Origin of the sequence: Sphingopyxis sp. H053 (assembly GCF_001468225.1) — a bacterium.
GTDB lineage: Bacteria > Pseudomonadota > Alphaproteobacteria > Sphingomonadales > Sphingomonadaceae > Sphingopyxis.
The window spans coordinates 37,881-53,200 of record NZ_LNRU01000018.1; the positions used below are offsets into that span (position 1 = coordinate 37,881).

At 65.4% G+C, this 15,320-nt stretch carries 16 protein-coding genes; 12 read left to right on the forward strand and 4 right to left on the reverse strand.

Features of this window, described 5'->3' with window-relative positions; translation table 11 throughout:
* Positions 1–5: 5 nt before the first annotated feature.
* From ATE70_RS23130 to ATE70_RS23145, 4 genes are read left to right on the forward strand one after another with little or no spacing between them, the layout of a single operon-like run.
* Complete coding sequence (locus ATE70_RS23130; protein ID WP_058539854.1) at positions 6–857, forward strand: GIY-YIG nuclease family protein; 852 nt, start codon at positions 6–8, stop codon at positions 855–857.
* A gap of 55 nt (positions 858–912) precedes the next feature.
* Complete coding sequence (locus ATE70_RS23135; protein ID WP_197411546.1) at positions 913–1,383, forward strand: hypothetical protein; 471 nt, start codon at positions 913–915, stop codon at positions 1,381–1,383.
* Complete coding sequence (locus ATE70_RS23140; protein WP_058539855.1) at positions 1,367–2,479, forward strand: DUF3800 domain-containing protein; 1,113 nt, start codon at positions 1,367–1,369, stop codon at positions 2,477–2,479. Before ATE70_RS23135 ends, ATE70_RS23140 begins: the two co-directional genes overlap by 17 nt.
* 54 nt (positions 2,480–2,533) lie before the next feature.
* Positions 2,534–3,181 carry a hypothetical protein gene (locus tag ATE70_RS23145; protein ID WP_058539856.1) on the forward strand — a complete coding sequence of 216 codons (648 nt, stop codon included), beginning with the start codon at positions 2,534–2,536 and terminating at the stop codon, positions 3,179–3,181.
* Between the two features lie 45 nt (positions 3,182–3,226).
* On the opposite strand, the gene ATE70_RS23150 is transcribed toward ATE70_RS23145, so the two are convergent.
* A complete protein-coding gene (locus ATE70_RS23150) occupies positions 3,227–4,012 on the reverse strand; it encodes a hypothetical protein (RefSeq protein WP_058539857.1) in 786 nt (261 codons plus the stop codon).
* Between the two features lie 381 nt (positions 4,013–4,393).
* Entirely contained in the window at positions 4,394–4,585 is a 192-nt protein-coding gene (locus ATE70_RS23155) for a hypothetical protein (protein WP_058799772.1), read from the reverse strand.
* 173 nt (positions 4,586–4,758) lie between these two features.
* Between ATE70_RS23155 and ATE70_RS23160 the strand changes: the two genes are divergently transcribed.
* The 3 genes from ATE70_RS23160 to ATE70_RS23170 all read left to right on the forward strand — a co-directional run bounded on the left by ATE70_RS23160 (position 4,759) and on the right by ATE70_RS23170 (position 6,560).
* Positions 4,759–5,223, forward strand: coding sequence for a DUF736 domain-containing protein (locus ATE70_RS23160; RefSeq protein WP_058539859.1), 465 nt, complete (start codon positions 4,759–4,761; stop codon positions 5,221–5,223).
* Positions 5,224–5,296: 73 nt separating this feature from the next.
* Positions 5,297–6,319 carry an SLOG family protein gene (locus tag ATE70_RS23165; RefSeq protein WP_058539860.1) on the forward strand — a complete coding sequence of 341 codons (1,023 nt, stop codon included), beginning with the start codon at positions 5,297–5,299 and terminating at the stop codon, positions 6,317–6,319.
* A gap of 7 nt (positions 6,320–6,326) precedes the next feature.
* Positions 6,327–6,560 carry a DUF6117 family protein gene (locus tag ATE70_RS23170; protein ID WP_058539861.1) on the forward strand — a complete coding sequence of 78 codons (234 nt, stop codon included), beginning with the start codon at positions 6,327–6,329 and terminating at the stop codon, positions 6,558–6,560.
* 43 nt (positions 6,561–6,603) lie between these two features.
* On the opposite strand, the gene ATE70_RS23175 is transcribed toward ATE70_RS23170, so the two are convergent.
* Positions 6,604–7,074 carry an SRPBCC domain-containing protein gene (locus tag ATE70_RS23175; protein ID WP_058539862.1) on the reverse strand — a complete coding sequence of 157 codons (471 nt, stop codon included), beginning with the start codon at positions 7,072–7,074 and terminating at the stop codon, positions 6,604–6,606.
* A gap of 374 nt (positions 7,075–7,448) precedes the next feature.
* Here ATE70_RS23175 and ATE70_RS23180 point away from each other — a divergent pair, with 374 nt between their 5' ends.
* Positions 7,449–8,420: a DUF2493 domain-containing protein gene (locus tag ATE70_RS23180; protein WP_058539863.1), complete on the forward strand. Its 972-nt coding sequence runs from the start codon at positions 7,449–7,451 to the stop codon at positions 8,418–8,420.
* 198 nt (positions 8,421–8,618) lie between these two features.
* Here the strand turns inward: ATE70_RS23180 and ATE70_RS23185 are convergent, their stop codons facing one another.
* Complete coding sequence (locus tag ATE70_RS23185; RefSeq protein WP_058539864.1) at positions 8,619–8,858, reverse strand: hypothetical protein; 240 nt, start codon at positions 8,856–8,858, stop codon at positions 8,619–8,621.
* 461 nt (positions 8,859–9,319) lie between these two features.
* Between ATE70_RS23185 and ATE70_RS23190 the strand changes: the two genes are divergently transcribed.
* The 4 genes from ATE70_RS23190 to ATE70_RS23205 are packed head-to-tail and all read left to right on the forward strand — an operon-like array spanning position 9,320 to position 15,102.
* Positions 9,320–9,622 (forward strand): CopG family transcriptional regulator, encoded by a 303-nt coding sequence (locus ATE70_RS23190; protein ID WP_058539870.1) that lies wholly within the window; start codon positions 9,320–9,322, stop codon positions 9,620–9,622.
* Entirely contained in the window at positions 9,619–11,613 is a 1,995-nt protein-coding gene (locus tag ATE70_RS23195) for a type IV secretion system DNA-binding domain-containing protein (RefSeq protein ID WP_058539865.1), read from the forward strand. Before ATE70_RS23190 ends, ATE70_RS23195 begins: the two co-directional genes overlap by 4 nt.
* Positions 11,610–14,552, forward strand: a complete 2,943-nt coding sequence (gene mobF / locus ATE70_RS23200) for a MobF family relaxase (RefSeq protein WP_058539866.1) — start codon at positions 11,610–11,612, stop codon at positions 14,550–14,552. The genes ATE70_RS23195 and mobF overlap by 4 nt, the downstream gene beginning before the upstream one ends.
* Entirely contained in the window at positions 14,542–15,102 is a 561-nt protein-coding gene (locus tag ATE70_RS23205; protein WP_231732562.1) for a lytic transglycosylase domain-containing protein, read from the forward strand. The genes mobF and ATE70_RS23205 overlap by 11 nt, the downstream gene beginning before the upstream one ends.
* The last annotated feature ends 218 nt before the right edge of the window (positions 15,103–15,320 follow it).

Genomic DNA, 15,320 nt, shown 5'->3' on the forward strand with positions numbered 1-15,320 from the left:
CCGCGATGCCGCTAACCTTCAACATGCTGCTGCGCTCGGAAGGCATCGATCCGGCCGAGGTGCGCCTGCTCCGTCATCAGACCGAGAAGGAGCGTGGCCGCACACCTTATTCGCTCTGGCGCGACGATCCCGCTGCCTTCGAGCGATATCAATCCGTCCAGGACGTGAAACAGCGCAGCCATTTCCGCAGTGCCTTTTGGGCGAGCTTCGTGGCGCCGCCCGGCGGCGGCACCCTGTTCGTCGGCCTCTATCGGGTGAAGCTGATCGGCGCCGTCGCGGTCGGTGCGATCGACGCCTTCACCGGGCGGGGCATCGGCGAGGAGAAGGGCTGGGCGCAATATGATCAATATGACTGTATATTGATGCCGGATCTCGCTGACTATGTCGGCCGCCTGTCCATCCATTGGGGTGATAGCGCGAGCAGCCGCCGCGCCTGGAAGCAGCGGGCGGAGCTGCGCGACAAGCCGATCGTTGAGCTCTTGCGTGCCTTTCGCGAGGATCCCTTCCCGGGCTTCACCAATCTCATCCGTCCGCTGTCCGAGGTCGAGACGATACCACCGGCGTGGAAGGAAGTGCTCGCCGCCAGCCGAGGGGTCTATCTGCTCGCCTGTCCGCGCACGCGTGAACATTATGTCGGGTCCGCCTGCTCAGCCGGAGGGTTCCTCGCGCGCTGGCGCGATTATGTCGCGTCCGGTCATGGCGGCAATGTCGGCCTCAGAATCCGCGACCCTTCCGATTTTACGGTCAGCATCCTCGAGGTCGCGGGGTCGGCCGCCTCGGAGGCCGACATCCTTGCCATGGAAGCTCAATGGAAAGCGAAGCTTTTGAGCCGCTCCATCGGCCTCAACCGCAATTGAGTAGGTGCGATGCGACCTTGCCCCTCGGTCGCCAGCCCGGCAGGAGAATACGGCCATGATGCGCGGTGACGAGATCGACCGGGAATTCCGGGCCATCGTGTTCGACTTCTTCTATTGGTTCTCGCGCTTCGAATTCGCGCTGAAGGAAAGGCGCTATCTGAAGTCGCATGTGGTCGGACGGAAAGCGGAACCGAGCTGGAAGGAATTCTGGGAAGCCCATGAAGGTGCGTACAAACTGACGCCCGCAGCCAAAGCGCTCATCGCGGCAAAACCCGAACGGCAGATCGTCGGCGAGCCCGACCATGATTTCGAAGAGCCGCCGATCCCCGAAGATACCTCGGACCTCCAAGCACTGACGATATACGTACGGACGGTCCGTAACAACCTCTTCCACGGCGGCAAGCATGGGCTTAGCTATTGGAGCGATCCGCCGCGTACCCGTCTTCTCCTCACGACCACGATCACCATTCTCGATGAGCTGGCCAGACTCGGCGGTTTTGGCGGCGATTATGATCTCTATTACTGAACCCCATGGCTCTCCGCCCGAACCCACCGCCTATTTTATCGATGAGAGCGGCCATAGCGGCGATCTCGCAGCCACCCGCGCGCTCGATTTCGCCGATCAGCCGGTCTTCGCGCTTGCCTGTATCGGCGTCGCCGATGCAAGGGCGCTCGGCGCCGAGATGGAACGCCTGCGCGGTGTCCATGGCTGCGGCCCGGGCGAGCTCAAATCGGCCATGGCGCGCTTGCCCCGGTTCGTGACCGACCTCGCGGCCTATCTGAAGGCGCGGGACTGCCCGGTCTTCATCGAGCTCGTTGACAAGCGCTTCTTTATCGCCGCGCATGTTGTGACCTATCTGCTCTGCGGCGGGCTTGGCCTGGGCCAGGTGCCCGAACCTGTTCGCAACGCCGTCGCCGAATTCCTGACCGACGAACCGGCCGACGCTCTCCTGCTCGGCTATCTCGCAGCATGCCGCGAGCCGTCGCTCCCGGCTATCCGCGTGCTTCTCGATGAGCTGTGGGCCTGGTTCGACGCCTCGGACGGAGACATCGCCAGAGTCGGCCAGTTTCTCACAATGGAAGCCCGAGACCGTGCCTGTCGGGCCGACGCCGACACAAGGGCCTTCCTGCCGCTGCCCGACCGGACCGAGTCCGACCGGATGGTCTGGATGCTGCCCAACCTGACATCGCTCGCTCATATGTATGGCCGCATCAACCTGTCCCGTGCCGGGGGTCTCGAAGGCGTGAGCCTCGTCCATGACGAGCAACTCCAATATGGCCGCGTTCTTGCCGACACCAAGGCGGCGATGGATGACCTCGCCCGGCAGGGGCCTGTCATGCATCTTCCCTTCGCCGACTATGACGTGTCCGGCGCCGCCGCGTTATGCTTCACCGCCAGCACGAACGATCTGTGCTTGCAGGCCAGCGATCTCCTTGCCGGTTGCGCCATGCGGTTCGCGCGCGATGCCGCGGACAAGCGGCGCCGGCTCGATCCGTCGCTGCGCGAGGCCTTTTTCGCGCTCTTGAGGCTCACCGACGCGTCCAGGGGCCACGGTGTCAATCTCGTCTTCACCTATGCGGCGCTGGGCCGGATGGGCATACCGGTCCACCGGGCGTTCTGAACGCCTTGTGGGAGGGAGGGCCTAAAGCGGCCAAACTTCGCGGGGGAGCGTGAGATGATCCGTATCGAACCACTGATGACGCGCTTGAGCGGCAGACGTCCGATTTTCCACTCGGAGGCGGACTTCCAGCATGAACTGGCGATCGAACTCCGGCCCATGGACCCCGCGCTCGCGCTGCGGCTCGAATATCCCTTCGGGCTCGGTGCGCGCGCCAGCCTCGACATCCTTCTCCGAAAGAAAAATGTGCTGGCCGGCCTCGAACTCAAATATCTGTGCCGCGCCGCCGATGTCTCGGTCGCCGGCGAGGCGTTCCGCCTGCGCCATCAAAGCGCGCACGACATCCGCCGCTACGACGTCTGCAAGGATGTCGTCCGCATGGAGGCCTTCTGCGAACGCTTCGGCGCCTCCGGTGGGGTCCTCATCCTCACCAACGACCCGGCCTATTGGTCGCCGCGCCGGCGCGCCGACACGTTCGACGCCGCGTTCAACCTCGCCGACCTTCGGGTGCTTGGCGGCACGCTCGCCTGGGCCGAGGGCACCGGCACGGGAACGACCAGGGGGCGGGAGGTGCCGCTGGCAATCGCCGGTAGCTATCCGCTGGCCTGGCGCGACTATGCCGAAGTCGGTGGAGCCGGCGGCCGCTTGCGCTATCTCTTTATCCCGATCGGCTGCGTCGAATCCCGAGGCGCCGCGGACGCTTGAGCATCGCGTCGTGGCATGTCGTCGCTATTTTCAGCCACGGCTCTGCTAGACCCAGACCGAGGAGCCATAGGCACGTCGGAGCGCGCGACGCCGCTCTTCCTCGCGGCGGGCCTGCGCCCGGGCTCCTTCGGGCCTGATCTCGCAATCAAGATCGTAGAGCGACGCCTTGGCCATGTTGAAGCCCGCATTGAGAGTCTCCCGGCCAAAATCGTCGGTATGGGGCTTCGCGTCGAACCCGGCATGGATTGCGACCGCGATCAGCAGGCCATTGGGGACATAGACCGGCCCGAGCTTTTCGCCGCCGGGATAGCGGCATTCATAATTCTCGGCGATATGCTTCAGCCAATAGCTGTTGGTCGCGGGCCGGATCGTCTTCGTTCGTTCGACCCGCGCGACGAAGGCGAGACTGGCGAGGAAGGGTTCGGCCGAATGATCGCTGACCAGCTCGGCCCGGTCGTCGTCGAAGCGCTGGCGCCGTACCGCTGCCGTGTCGTCCGGCTGCCATTCGCCGATGCCGAAGCCGCCGGCGGTCAGCGTCGGATAGCGCTCGGCCACCTGCTCGAGTGCAGCCTTGGCGACCGCTCGGTACAGTGCCATACCCGGACCGTGGAAGTCATGCTGCGCCAGATAGGTTGTAAACGCCGCGCCATCGGCGACGGCATGATGACCCGCGTCCATATTCGCCTTGAGCGACGCATAGGTCCGGTATCCCAGCCCCCGCGCGAGCGCTTCGCAGCGGTGCGACGATTTGACCTCGGGCAGCGCCTTGGTCAGCGAACGTTTGACCGCATCGACAGCGGACGCAGTGACGGAAATGGACAGGGTGAACATGGAGCACCTCCAGGAGGGGCGTGGCCGTTCGCCGATTACGCAGCTGCCCGGTGGAAGGGTGCCTCGGTATCATGATGCAAAAGCTCGATGCTCTTCGGACGTTTGACCCGGCGACAGGTCACAGGTGTCCAACCTGCAATGCGATATAGGAATCCTGGTTCGGCGCCGCAAGGGCTGCGCAGCGGTTCGCTCTGAACCATTCCGCTGACGGAGTTGAGCGAGGACGGCTGCCCGCTGGCGCGGGCACCGCCGCTCTATCTCCGCGTCGCTCGCGCGCCGCTCCGACCGAGCGCCGGATGCGCCGGATCTCGGCCCTGCCGGGTGACGATCGGCTGCCGGAGGAAGAACGCCGCGGGGTGAAGGATAGGGTGGATGTGGAGATCAGCGGCGCGAGCGGAAAGGCCGCGGACGGCGGTCGGCCGCGTCGGCGGAGGCCTCGAGATCGGCGGCAAGCTGACGCAGCGCCCGCGCGGCGCCCAGCCGTTCGAGGCCGTCGCCATGCGCGGCCGCGCTGCCGCGCTCGGCGCGGGACCGCGCCAGCCGCGCGACCGTTCGCATCGTCTCCGAGTCCATGCGCGCGATCATAGCGCCCGAGCCACCGTGAAGCGAGCCTCGGTGCGGCGGCGAAGGTGGAGGTCCCCTTGCGCGTCGGCACGCGGCCGCGGCGGTGGGACAGAGAGGAGAGAGGGCTTTTGGGAGGTGTCGCTTCGGATTGGCCTGAGCGACATATGTCAAAGGAAAGTCTCATGAATATCGGTGAATTCAACATCCGCAATGGCCGTCTCCTGGGTTCGATCGCCACCCGTACGATCGATCTGCCGCGCCTCGGCCTCCGTCCCGTCGAAAGCGACAATGACCGCGCCCCGGTCTTCGAGATCATCGCGCTCAATGTCGGCAATCGCTGGGTCCAGGTCGGCGCACTCTGGGAAGCCGTCGCCAAGCACACGACCGGCGAGGTGTTTCTCCAGGGCTCGATCGACGATCCGGGCCTCGCCGAACCGCTCCCTATCGCGCTCTTCGGAAGCGATGAGGATGGCTATCGCGTCGCCTGGCGTCGCCCGCAGCGGCGCGACGATTTCGGTCCCGCGATCCGCTCGGGCCGCGCCGGCGATCCCTCGGGGGATCAGGGCGGCTTCGGCGACAGCACCGCTGGTCGCGACGGCGGCGTGATGGGCGACGAGCAGCCCGTCGATGACGAGATCCCCTTCTGAAGGGGGTCTTGACCGGGCCGGGGGCGTTCGCGCGCCCGGCCCTTTTCTCTTCTTTCATTGGAAAGGTCAGGACATGACGCACAGCCGTCCCCCAAGCATCGACCGCTTCGCCGACCTCAAGCAGCTTTATGCCGAAGCAATCGCCACCCCCGAATTCCAGGCCGCTTTCGGCGACCCGATGCCTCTCTCGATCGTCGAGGCCGGGGACGAACCCGGCGAGCATGACATGCCCGAGCCGATCGCGGCGCAGGCCGAATGCGGCGGCATCGTCGCCGCCATCTTCGATCTCTTCTCCGGCACGCGGCTCGAGCCCTTCGCCCCCGACATCGCCTGGGGCATCGTCAATTCCTTCCATTTCGTGGCGGGCAAGATCGAACGCCGCGAAGATGCGGTCGCCGGGGACCTTGGCGAGCTCGCCCGCCGCCCCGATCTCAGCGAGGTCTATGCGACGAGCCTCGAGGAGAAACAGATGCTCTGCCGCTCGCTCGCCGAGCAGCGCGACGCTCTCGAATGCATGCGCGATTATGCCGCCGAGATGTACCGCGCCCTCGCGGGCTGGCCCTGGTCCCCGGCCAGGGGCTCGCGCGTCTCGACCGTCGCGATCGCGAGCCAGGTCGCGGTGCAGGACTTCCTGCGCGAACGCCAGCTCGCGGCGCGCGAACGTCATCTGCCGCAAGGGCCGATCATTGTCTTCTCCGGCCCTGCCCAATGGGAGAATTGGCAGCCAATCTGGGCGAGGCTCGACGCGATCAAGGCGCGCGTCCCGCACATGACGTTGGTCACGACGGGCCAGCGCAAGGGCGCCGACGCGATCGCCGCGGCATGGGCCGCGCGCCCCGAAAACGGGGTGCCGCTCGTCGCTTATGGTCTCTATGGTTCGGGCAAGAAGATCGCCTTCAACCGCAACCGCAAGCTCGTCGACCTGAAGCCGGTCGAAGCCTTGCTCTGTGAAGGATCGGGCCTTCAGGCCAATCTCTATCAGCTGCTCCGCAAGGCCGGCATCCCGATCCACGCCTTCCGCAAGACCGACGCGGCGATTCCGGCGGATGCGCCCCGGCGCCCCGGGGCCGCCGCCCCGGCCGCGCGAGCGGCGTGAGGGGGCCATGGCGTTCCCCGCGCGTTGCCGCGACACCTATGCCCTGCTCCTGCGCGCCGCCGAACGGGGTGACCTGGCGCTGATGGAATGCACCGGCCGCGCGACGGGCGCCCCGGTCTATGTCCTGTGCGAGATGCGGCGCGAAGGCGGCGGCCATGTCATCACCCCGCTTGCGCATCTCCATGACGGTGACCCCGCCGGGCTCATCTGGCCTCCGGGGTACCAGCCGACTGCCGGTTGAACCTCAAGGGCGACCCTCCTTTCGGAGTGGTCGCCTTTTTTGTTCACTCGGTCAGCAGAGCGAGCCGTCGAAGCGCGGCAGCGAGCGCCTCGCGATGCGTGTCCGCGCCGACCGCGTCCGGCACGCCGGTCGCGCGCAGCGTCACCTTGGTCCCGCTCTGTGCCGCCTCGATCAGCGTCTCGAACATCATGGCCGCGATCTCGCGGCGGTCCTCGCCGAGAAAGCGGACCCTCTCCAGCACCCGTTCGTCCGCCAGGAAGTCGACGAAATGGCCCTCGACGAGGTCCTTGCCAGGCGCCGACACACCATGAGCTTCATCCGCGTAACGCAGCTCCAGGCGATAGCCGCCGCCGGCCCTGGGATCGAGCGCCGAGAAGCCGCCATCGACCCCTTCGGGAACCCGCCACGCCTTCAGCGTCTCCGGGTCGAGAAAGGTCCGGAAGAGCAGGCGCGGGCTCGCCAGGATGATTCGTGACGTGCTGTCGACCCGTTCCCCCTGTTTCGGCGCACTCAAGACCTGTCATCCTTTCATGGCTACCCCGGTGCCACAGGGGAGGGGTGATCGTTGCTGCCGCCCCCGGTCCTTTGAGGGTGGCGCCTGGGGCACCCCATTTGCGAATCGGGGGCATCGAGCCCCCGCTTCGCAAGCCTCTTCTTCTCTCTCAACTCTTTTTAGCATGGCACGGGGACGGCGCCGGCCTCAAGGACGGCGGGGCCCCACCATTTTCCTTGGCGGGGCGGGCGCGGCGCCTGTCCTTCGGGCCTCGGTGTCCGCCAAGGAAAATCGTGACCCCCACCGCCGCTTCGCGGCCCGCTGCGCGGGTCCTTGACCCCGTCGCCTGGAGCCCGTGCCGGAAAAATGACCTCTTTTGTTTCAAGGAGGTTCTCATGACGACGATCAAAAAGACCCGTACCGCAGACGAAATCGCCGACCTCATCGCCGAGGAAACCGCAAGCCCGGCCTTTGAACAGGCCTTTACCGAAACCGGGGGCGGCTTTCGGATGAGTTACGCCGAGGACGAGACCGACGCGGCGATGCCGCTCGCCCGCGAGGCGGAGCTGGCAACCGAGATGGTGGTGCGCACCTTCTTCGACCTGTTCCGCGATACCCGCCTCGAAAACCTCGCCGACCGGATCGCCTGGGGTATGGTGCACAGCCTCCACAAGGTCGCGGGCCAGCTCGACGGCGAAGCCGACAAGGCGGCGCTCAAGGTCCGGGATCTCATCCGCGACGCCGACGGAAGCGAGGTGCTGTCCGCCGAACTGGAGGAGGCCCAAACGCTCTGCCAGTCCCTCGACGAAGCGCGCGATGCGATCGCCTGCATGCGCGACCATGCCGCCCGCTCCTTCGCCGCCGAGACCGGCCGCCCATGGTCGGCGCCACGGGGATCCCTGGTGTCGAGCAAGCGCACGGCTTCGGTGGTTGCAGCCGCCGACTTCCTCGCCGCCCGCCGTCAGCAGCGCATCGACCGCCACGCGCCGAAGGGGCCGGTCGTGCTCTTCTCGGGCGGCCAGAAATGGGAGGATAGCGGTACTCTCTGGAACCGGCTCGACAGCATCCGCGCGCGCGTGCCCATGATGGTCCTGGCAACCACCGCGCAGGACAAGGGCTGCGACGCCATCGCCGCCGCATGGGCCGCGAGCCGCAAGGTGCCGCTGGTCGCCTTCACCCTTGCCAAGTGGTGGAACATGGGGGACCGGGCAGGGTTCGCGCGCAACGACGCGATGCTGGCCTTGAAGCCGGTGGAAGCGATCGTCTGCGAAGGCAGCGGACTCCAGTCGCACCTCGCGCGGGGCGTGCGGGCTAAGGGCATTCCGGCGCATTTCTTCCGGATGTCCGATCAGCGCCACGCCGCCTGAGGGCGGAAAAGGGCCGGTCCGGGCTTTCCCGGATCGGCCCTTTTTCTTGTGCGGGAGGACATTCGCCGAGCTCCAGGACCCCGTATCGGGGTCCATCGCCCGGCGATGCGATGCCGCGCTTCGCTGAGCGGCATCGGCCTCCTGCGCGCGGCTCCGCCGTGCTCGTCGCAGGGACGCCGTTCCGGCGATGACCGGGGTTCAGGTAGCAGCCGCCGGGAGCGCCTTCAGCGCTGCCACAGCGGCCGCACCGCCCGCCCTGGTCGCGAGGACGAGCACGTCCTTATACTCGCGTTCGGTCAATTGTTCCACCGGGATTTCGGCAGCGAGCGCGCCATAGCGGGCGCGGATCTGGCGGCGCACCGCCTCGGCTTCGTCCGCGAGCTTCCTCTGGTCATTGTCGATCTTCGCGAGACGTTCGCGGTCGGTCATCTTGGGCATGAACTGTTCCTTCGAAAAGAAGGTCCGCCCGCCGCTCTTTCTTATCCGCAAAATCACCCAGTGACGCAAGGACATAGGATGGGCCGGCGTGCCGCCGGCCGAAGAGAATGATCCCCTCCGGGGGGCCCCGCGCCTTCCGGCACGAGGCGGCGCAGCGCGAAAAGCGCTGCGAAGCGAGGACGCACGCCGCAAGGGCGTTTGTAATGCACCGTACGCACGGGTGCTGCGGGCGCAAAATCGCCGGAAAAGTGCCGGTTTTGCGGGTCACAAAATGGCGGACGCGATGTCTCCGATCGTCCGACGGCGTCTGACCCTTGCGCGCAAGAAACGGGCTAACCCGCTGATAGCATGCGTCATACTGCGTCTGACGCCGGCGGACGCGATAAGATGTTGAGATCATGGTGCTAATCTGCTATCAAGCGGGTGCTTCATCACGGTCGGCGCTGTTCAAGGATCAGTGCTTGGCCAGAATAACGCTCCGTCTCGACGATGCGCTGCACGACCGGTTGGTTGCCGCTGCGCGAGGGATCGGGACTACACCCTCCGCCTATATCCGGGATATCCTTGACCGCTACGAAGGTCATGATCCGGCCGGCTATCACGCCCGGTTCGACGAGCTTCATGCGACCGCGATCCAGACGCTCGCGATCCTCGCCAAGTCGATCGGTCGGCGGTCGCCCGAGACCCTTGAGGAGGGGCTCGCCGATGCCCGGCGCCTGCTCCGCGAAAGGGGGCTGCTCGACCCCGAGCAGGACCGCGCATGAGCATATTCCGTCATGACACGCTGGGCTCCTGGACGAGAGGCGGTCAGGCGATCGTCCACAACGTCCGGATGACCACCCAGGTCTTCTACCAGACCTGTGTCGCCGGGATCATCCTCTGGATAGGGGGTGTCCTCTGGTACGCGTTCGAGAAATCCACCGACTATGAGCGCTTCGTCCTCCTGAAGCTTGCGCAGGCGGCGGTGATGGACGACACGGTCCCTGGCGGTGCCGCGCCCATCCTGTTCAGGACGCCTGCAGGCCGAGACTATTGGGTGAGCCCCAGGGCGCTCCTTGACTCCGGCATCGCCGAGAAAACGCTCCATGCCTTCGAGACCTATCTCCTCCAAGGGGCGGCGCTCTCGGGGGTGTTCGCACTCGCGATGCTCGCCTGGGCTTGGTTCTACTTTACCCGGACGGGCAGGGGGCTCGGCTCCAACCAGTTCCTGCGCGGAGCGCGCTTTGGGACAGTCCGCCAGGTTCGACGGGCGCTACGCTGGCAGCCGCGCGGGAGTTTCGAGATCGGCGGCGTGCAAGTGCCCGAGGCCTTCGAGCCCGAGCATATCCTGATCTGCGGTGCGCCCGGAACCGGCAAGACCAACATCATCGTCAAGATGCTCGACGGCATCCGCAAGAGAAAGCGTCGGGCTATCGTTTATGACACCGCGGGGACCTTCGTCGAGAAATTCTACCGCCCCGGGATCGACGTGCTGATGAACCCGCTCGATGCCCGCGCGGATGCCTGGTCCCCCTGGGTCGATGTGCCCCGCGACTATCATTATGACCAGATCGCCGAGTCCACGATACCGGACAAGGCGGGCGATCCCTTCTGGGCGAAGGCAGCGCGCGGGACTCTGGTCGCGGTGCTGCGCAAGCTTGCCCGGCAGGAGCGGACCCTGGTCTCGATCCTGCTTGATACGCTGCTCCGGTCCAAGCTCAAGGATCTCGCCGCTTTCGCTGCCGGCACCGACGCCGCCGCCTTCATCTCGACGGAAGGGGAACGCACCTCCGCCGGCATCCAGGCCGAGCTCGCCTCGGTGATGCGCAGCTTCTCCTATCTCGACGATACCATCGATGGGCTTTCGATCCGCGACTGGGTAGCGAACGAGAAGGACGACAGCTGGCTCTTCATCACCGTGAAGGCCGATCAGCTCCCCTCGCTCCGGCCCCTCATCACCGTCTGGCTCGACATCGCGATCAGCGCGATCATGAGCATGGCGCCCGATCGCGACCGGCGGCTCTATTGCGTCATCGACGAACTCCCGACCCTCCAGAAGTTGCCATCACTTTCCGACTTCCTCGCCCGCGCCCGGAAATATGGCGGATGCGGTATCTTGGGGTTCCAGAGCTATCCCCAGCTCGAAGCAACTTACGGAATCCAGGATGCCGCCGCGATCACCGGCTATTGCTCGACCTGGGTGGCGTTGCGCGCGAACGACACCCCTACCGCCAAGCATGTCAGTGAGAATCTCGGCCAGGTCGAACAGGTCGAGGCCAATGAGGGCATGAGCTACGGCGTCAACGACATGCGCGACGGGGTCAATCTCTCGCGGATGCAGGTGACCCGGCCTCTGGTGATGCATACCGAGGTCACCAATCTTCCGAACCTTGCAGGCTATCTCCGGTTCGGCCGCAATCTCCCGGTTGTCCGCTTCGAGGATCGCTACAACAAGGTGCCGTCGGTGGCGGTCGCGTTCGAGGAACGAATCGATCCGCCGATCCGCCTCGTTGCGCCTGGCGGTGCGGCACTGCTGACGGAAACTCTCGCGGCGGCGAGTAAGCCGAAGCGCCGCCGCCCGGGTGACGATGCGCTGATGCTGCCACTTCCCGAGCCGCAGCCACCGGAGAATGCTCCAACGCCCGTAGACCCGGAACCAGGGGCGCCCCCGCCACGGCCTCAGCCGGAAATCACCCTTTTCGGCAAGCCGGCGGGGTTCCGCCTGCGCCAGCACGGTCGCCGCGATGGCGACCGCGATGAGGCGAGACCGGCATGATCCATCCACGCCGCCTGAAGGGTACGCCTCGCAACCTGTCCCGCTACTACTCGGTGGGGGATTACTATACCAAGGGTGTCGACGAGCATTCGGAATGGGGTGGCCGGATCGCCGCTGAACTCGGGCTTGAGGGCAAGGTCGATCCAGCCATCTTCGAGGCGTTCCTCGAAGGTACGGTTGCCGGCCAGCAACTCGGCCGGCACAGGCAGGACGGCCGGATCCAACATCACCCCGGATGGGACTTCGCGGTCAGTGCGCCCAAATCCGTGTCGATCTTGGCCCTCGTCGCCGAAGACACGCGCATCGTGGCCGCGCATGAGCGCGCGGTCGGCGTCGCGCTTTCCTATCTGGAGGAACATGCAACGCTACGCCACCGCGATGGAGGCACGATTGTCCACGAGACGACCGGGCGCCTGATCTTCGCGCGATTCACCGAGCATGCTTCGCGCGAGCTCGACCCGCATCTCCATACGCATGTCGTCGTCATGAACATCACCAATCGCGAGGACGGCGCGCAGATGGCCAGCCTCGAGACGCGCGCCATGTTCGCCGAGCAGATGACCTCGGGGCAGATTTATCGGAGCGAACTCGCGCATGCACTGAGTGAACTCGGTTATGCGATCGAATTCGACCCTCGCAAGGGTCTTTTCGAGATCAGGGGCGTTCCGCGCGAACTGATCGAGACTTATTCGACCCGCGCCGCCCAGATCGAGGAACATGCCCGTGAGCACGGTCTCACAGGGCAGGCGGCGCGGCGCATATCCTTCTACGAAACCCGCGGACCCAAGGAACGCGCGTCGCTGGATGATTTGCATGGGCGCTGGACCGCTCGCCTCGAACCCCATCGGGAGATGCTGGACAAGCTGATCCTCGCCGCAGCTCAAGCCGGCGAGCGGATGATCCCGGTCGAGCCGATGACCGCCGCGCGCGCGATGCTGTTCGGCATCCGGCAGTCGGAAGGCCGCGAGGCTGTCAATAATCTCGGACAGTTCCTCCGCACCGCGCTCGCCAGCCATGTCGGCGAGGTGCGGCTAGCCGACATCCGCCCTCTTGTCGAAGCGCACGAGGATCGCGCGAAGCTCCTCGTGACCCGGCACGAGACGGGCGACGCTGTGCATGTGCGCGGGCGGACCACGCGGCGCACGGCACGGCTGGAGCTCGCGCTTGTCGATCATCTGGCACTGGCGCTAGGAGACGCCGTTCCGGTCGCGCCGCGCGAACGGCTGGAGCGGATGAGCGAGGAAGCGGGGCTGAACGCAGCGCAGGAGGCAGCGCTCCTCCATATCGGCACGACGACTGATCGTGTGGTCGGTGTTCATGGTGTCGCCGGCGCGGGGAAGTCGACGCTGGTCAAGGCACTCCGTGAAGCGGCGGATCCGGACACGGCGATCATCGCGCTCGCCCCGACTTCGTCGGCCGCCGCGAATCTCGGCGCCACCGCGGGAATAGAGTCGCGGACGGTCGCGAGCCTTATCGCGGGCGGAGGGTACGGCCTCGATGACCGGCATGCGCTGGTGCTCGACGAGGCGGGCCAGCTCGGCAACCGGCAGGCGCTACGGGTGCTGGAGATCAGCCGGCTGACGGGAGCGCGTCTGATCCTGCTCGGTGACAACCGGCAGACGGGTGCGATCGAACAGGGCAAGGCCTTCTGGCTGATGCAGCGCCTGGGGCTCCCGAAGGCCGAACTTCCCGAATCGGTCCGCCAGGAAACGCGGGCGATGAAGGCGGCAGTCACCCAGGCCCGGCTTTTCAACTATGCCGCATCAATCGCCAATCTCGACAAGGTGTCGAGCGGAGAAGCCGCCGACAAGCTCGCCGAGGGGCTCGTCCGCGAATGGACGCATCTCAAGCCCGAGAACCGGGCGAACACCAATATCCTTGTCCTTGAGAATGCGACCCGGCTTATCGTCAACACCAAGGTGCGCGAGGCACTGAAGACCGAAGGCGCGGTCGCGGCCGAAGAGACCCGTCTTGCTGTGCTAACCCCTTCAGGCCTGACGGATCAGGAGAAGCATTTTGCGCGCTTTTATTCGGGCGGACAGGTGCTCGTTTTCTCGCGCGACAATGCCGGGCTCGGCATCGCCCGAGACACCGAATATCGGGTCGTTGGCATCGGGCGCGACGCGCGCGGACGACAGATCGTCCGCCTCGTCGACGAGAATGGCAGGACCATTCGTTGGGATCCGAGCCTTGGGCGGGCCTCGCAGGTTAATGTGTTCAAGGCGGAGGAACGCGACCTTGCGGCGGGTGACCGCGTTCAGTGGCGTCTGGTGTCGCATGATCTCGGCGTCCGCAACGCCGACCGCGGAACGGTCGAGCGGCTGGAGGGCGCGCAGGCGACGATCCGCTGGGACCGCGACGGGCGTGTGCAAACGATCGATCTCGGCCGCCACAAGAATTGGGACCATGGCTATGCCGAGACCGTCTATTCGGCGCAGTCCAAAACCTATGACCGAGTCTATGTGCTTGCCCCGGTCAACTCCCCGCTGGTCACGGGCCAGAATTATTACACGGCGATCACGCGGGCGCGGTTCGGTGTAAAGCTCTGGACTGAGGATGAGAAACGGCTCGTCGACCGGCTCGAACGGCGGTCCGGTGAGAAGACGTCGGCGCTTGAAGGCTTGGGACGTCTCCACCGCGACAATGAGCGAAACCGGACTGCGCGGCATGGAGGTCGTCTCGATAAGCTGCGTGACGAGCAGCGCCATGACCGTGAGGAGCGGATGATGGCCGACCGCGCTCGACGCGAGCAAACAGAGCCCCCTGGCTTCCGCTCTTATTTTGCAAACCGCGCGTTGTCGGCAGCCGAGACGATGGACAGGTTCTTCCGCTCGATCCTCGACGGAGACCGGTCTTCGCAGCGCGCGTCATCCGATAGGTCGCAGGCTCCGCAGCCATCTCCCGACCATGCGAGTGAAGGAAGCCGTCATGACCGCTAACCGCCTTTACTGGATATCGATCGTGGTCACCGCGGCTGCCTTGTCGCCAGCTAGTGCCACGTTTGCCAGAGCGAAAAGCACTGATGGAGAAGCAAGGATTGCCCAATGCATTCGCGCCGCCGCCGGCGGCCGTCAATGGCTTGAAAGGACGCTTTGGGGCTTGCGTGATCAAGAAGGTGGATGGATCGGGGCCGAGGTCAAGAACAGCGACGGCAGTCACGACCTTGGACCGCTTCAGGTCAATAGTTGGTGGGTAGGCAAAATCGCTTCGATGACAGGTCGCTCGCCCGAGATAATTCGGTGGTGGCTCGCGAACGATGCCTGTTTCAATGTCGATGCTGCACGATGGATATTCCTTTCGGGCCTTCACGCGACCGGCGACTACTGGAAAGCGATCGGCAAATACCACAGTCCAACTCTTTGGCGGCAGCGTCGCTATGCGAACGCCGTTTCCGAGCATTTGCGTCGCCGCTTCGGTGCAAACCTGTTTTCTCGACGGGCAGGCGTGACCGGACCGAGCCCGATTTTCGACACGAGATCGAAGGACTGATGAAGTGAGAAAAATGAACTCCGAAGGAATTGCCCAAGCTGTGGAGCCATTGGCGGTCCGAATCCCTCTAGCTGCGCAGATGCTGGGTATCGGTAAATCGACCCTATACGAGATGATTGGGTCGCGTCCGTCAAGGTGGTGTAATTTCGGCTGTGGCCGTGGGCCATCGTCAGGCGGCTTTGGCGGTGATGTGTAGGGGCTGATTTTCCTCCTCGATC

Excerpts from the sequence above, each read along its gene's own strand:
- ATE70_RS23130 (WP_058539854.1), top strand. The coding sequence starts at position 6 with ATGCCGCTAACCTTCAACATGCTGCTGCGCTCGGAAGGCATCGATCCG.
- ATE70_RS23185 (WP_058539864.1), bottom strand. The coding sequence starts at position 8,858 with ATGCCCAAGATGACCGACCGCGAACGTCTCGCGAAGATCGACAATGAC.
- ATE70_RS23165 (WP_058539860.1), top strand. The coding sequence starts at position 5,297 with ATGACGCACAGCCGTCCCCCAAGCATCGACCGCTTCGCCGACCTCAAG.
- ATE70_RS23170 (WP_058539861.1), top strand. The coding sequence starts at position 6,327 with ATGGCGTTCCCCGCGCGTTGCCGCGACACCTATGCCCTGCTCCTGCGC.
- ATE70_RS23140 (WP_058539855.1), top strand. The coding sequence starts at position 1,367 with ATGATCTCTATTACTGAACCCCATGGCTCTCCGCCCGAACCCACCGCC.
- ATE70_RS23150 (WP_058539857.1), bottom strand. The coding sequence starts at position 4,012 with ATGTTCACCCTGTCCATTTCCGTCACTGCGTCCGCTGTCGATGCGGTC.
- ATE70_RS23195 (WP_058539865.1), top strand. The coding sequence starts at position 9,619 with ATGAGCATATTCCGTCATGACACGCTGGGCTCCTGGACGAGAGGCGGT.
- ATE70_RS23180 (WP_058539863.1), top strand. The coding sequence starts at position 7,449 with ATGACGACGATCAAAAAGACCCGTACCGCAGACGAAATCGCCGACCTC.
- ATE70_RS23135 (WP_197411546.1), top strand. The coding sequence starts at position 913 with ATGATGCGCGGTGACGAGATCGACCGGGAATTCCGGGCCATCGTGTTC.
- ATE70_RS23160 (WP_058539859.1), top strand. The coding sequence starts at position 4,759 with ATGAATATCGGTGAATTCAACATCCGCAATGGCCGTCTCCTGGGTTCG.
- mobF (WP_058539866.1), top strand. The coding sequence starts at position 11,610 with ATGATCCATCCACGCCGCCTGAAGGGTACGCCTCGCAACCTGTCCCGC.
- ATE70_RS23145 (WP_058539856.1), top strand. The coding sequence starts at position 2,534 with ATGATCCGTATCGAACCACTGATGACGCGCTTGAGCGGCAGACGTCCG.
- ATE70_RS23155 (WP_058799772.1), bottom strand. The coding sequence starts at position 4,585 with ATGGACTCGGAGACGATGCGAACGGTCGCGCGGCTGGCGCGGTCCCGC.
- ATE70_RS23205 (WP_231732562.1), top strand. The coding sequence starts at position 14,542 with ATGACCGCTAACCGCCTTTACTGGATATCGATCGTGGTCACCGCGGCT.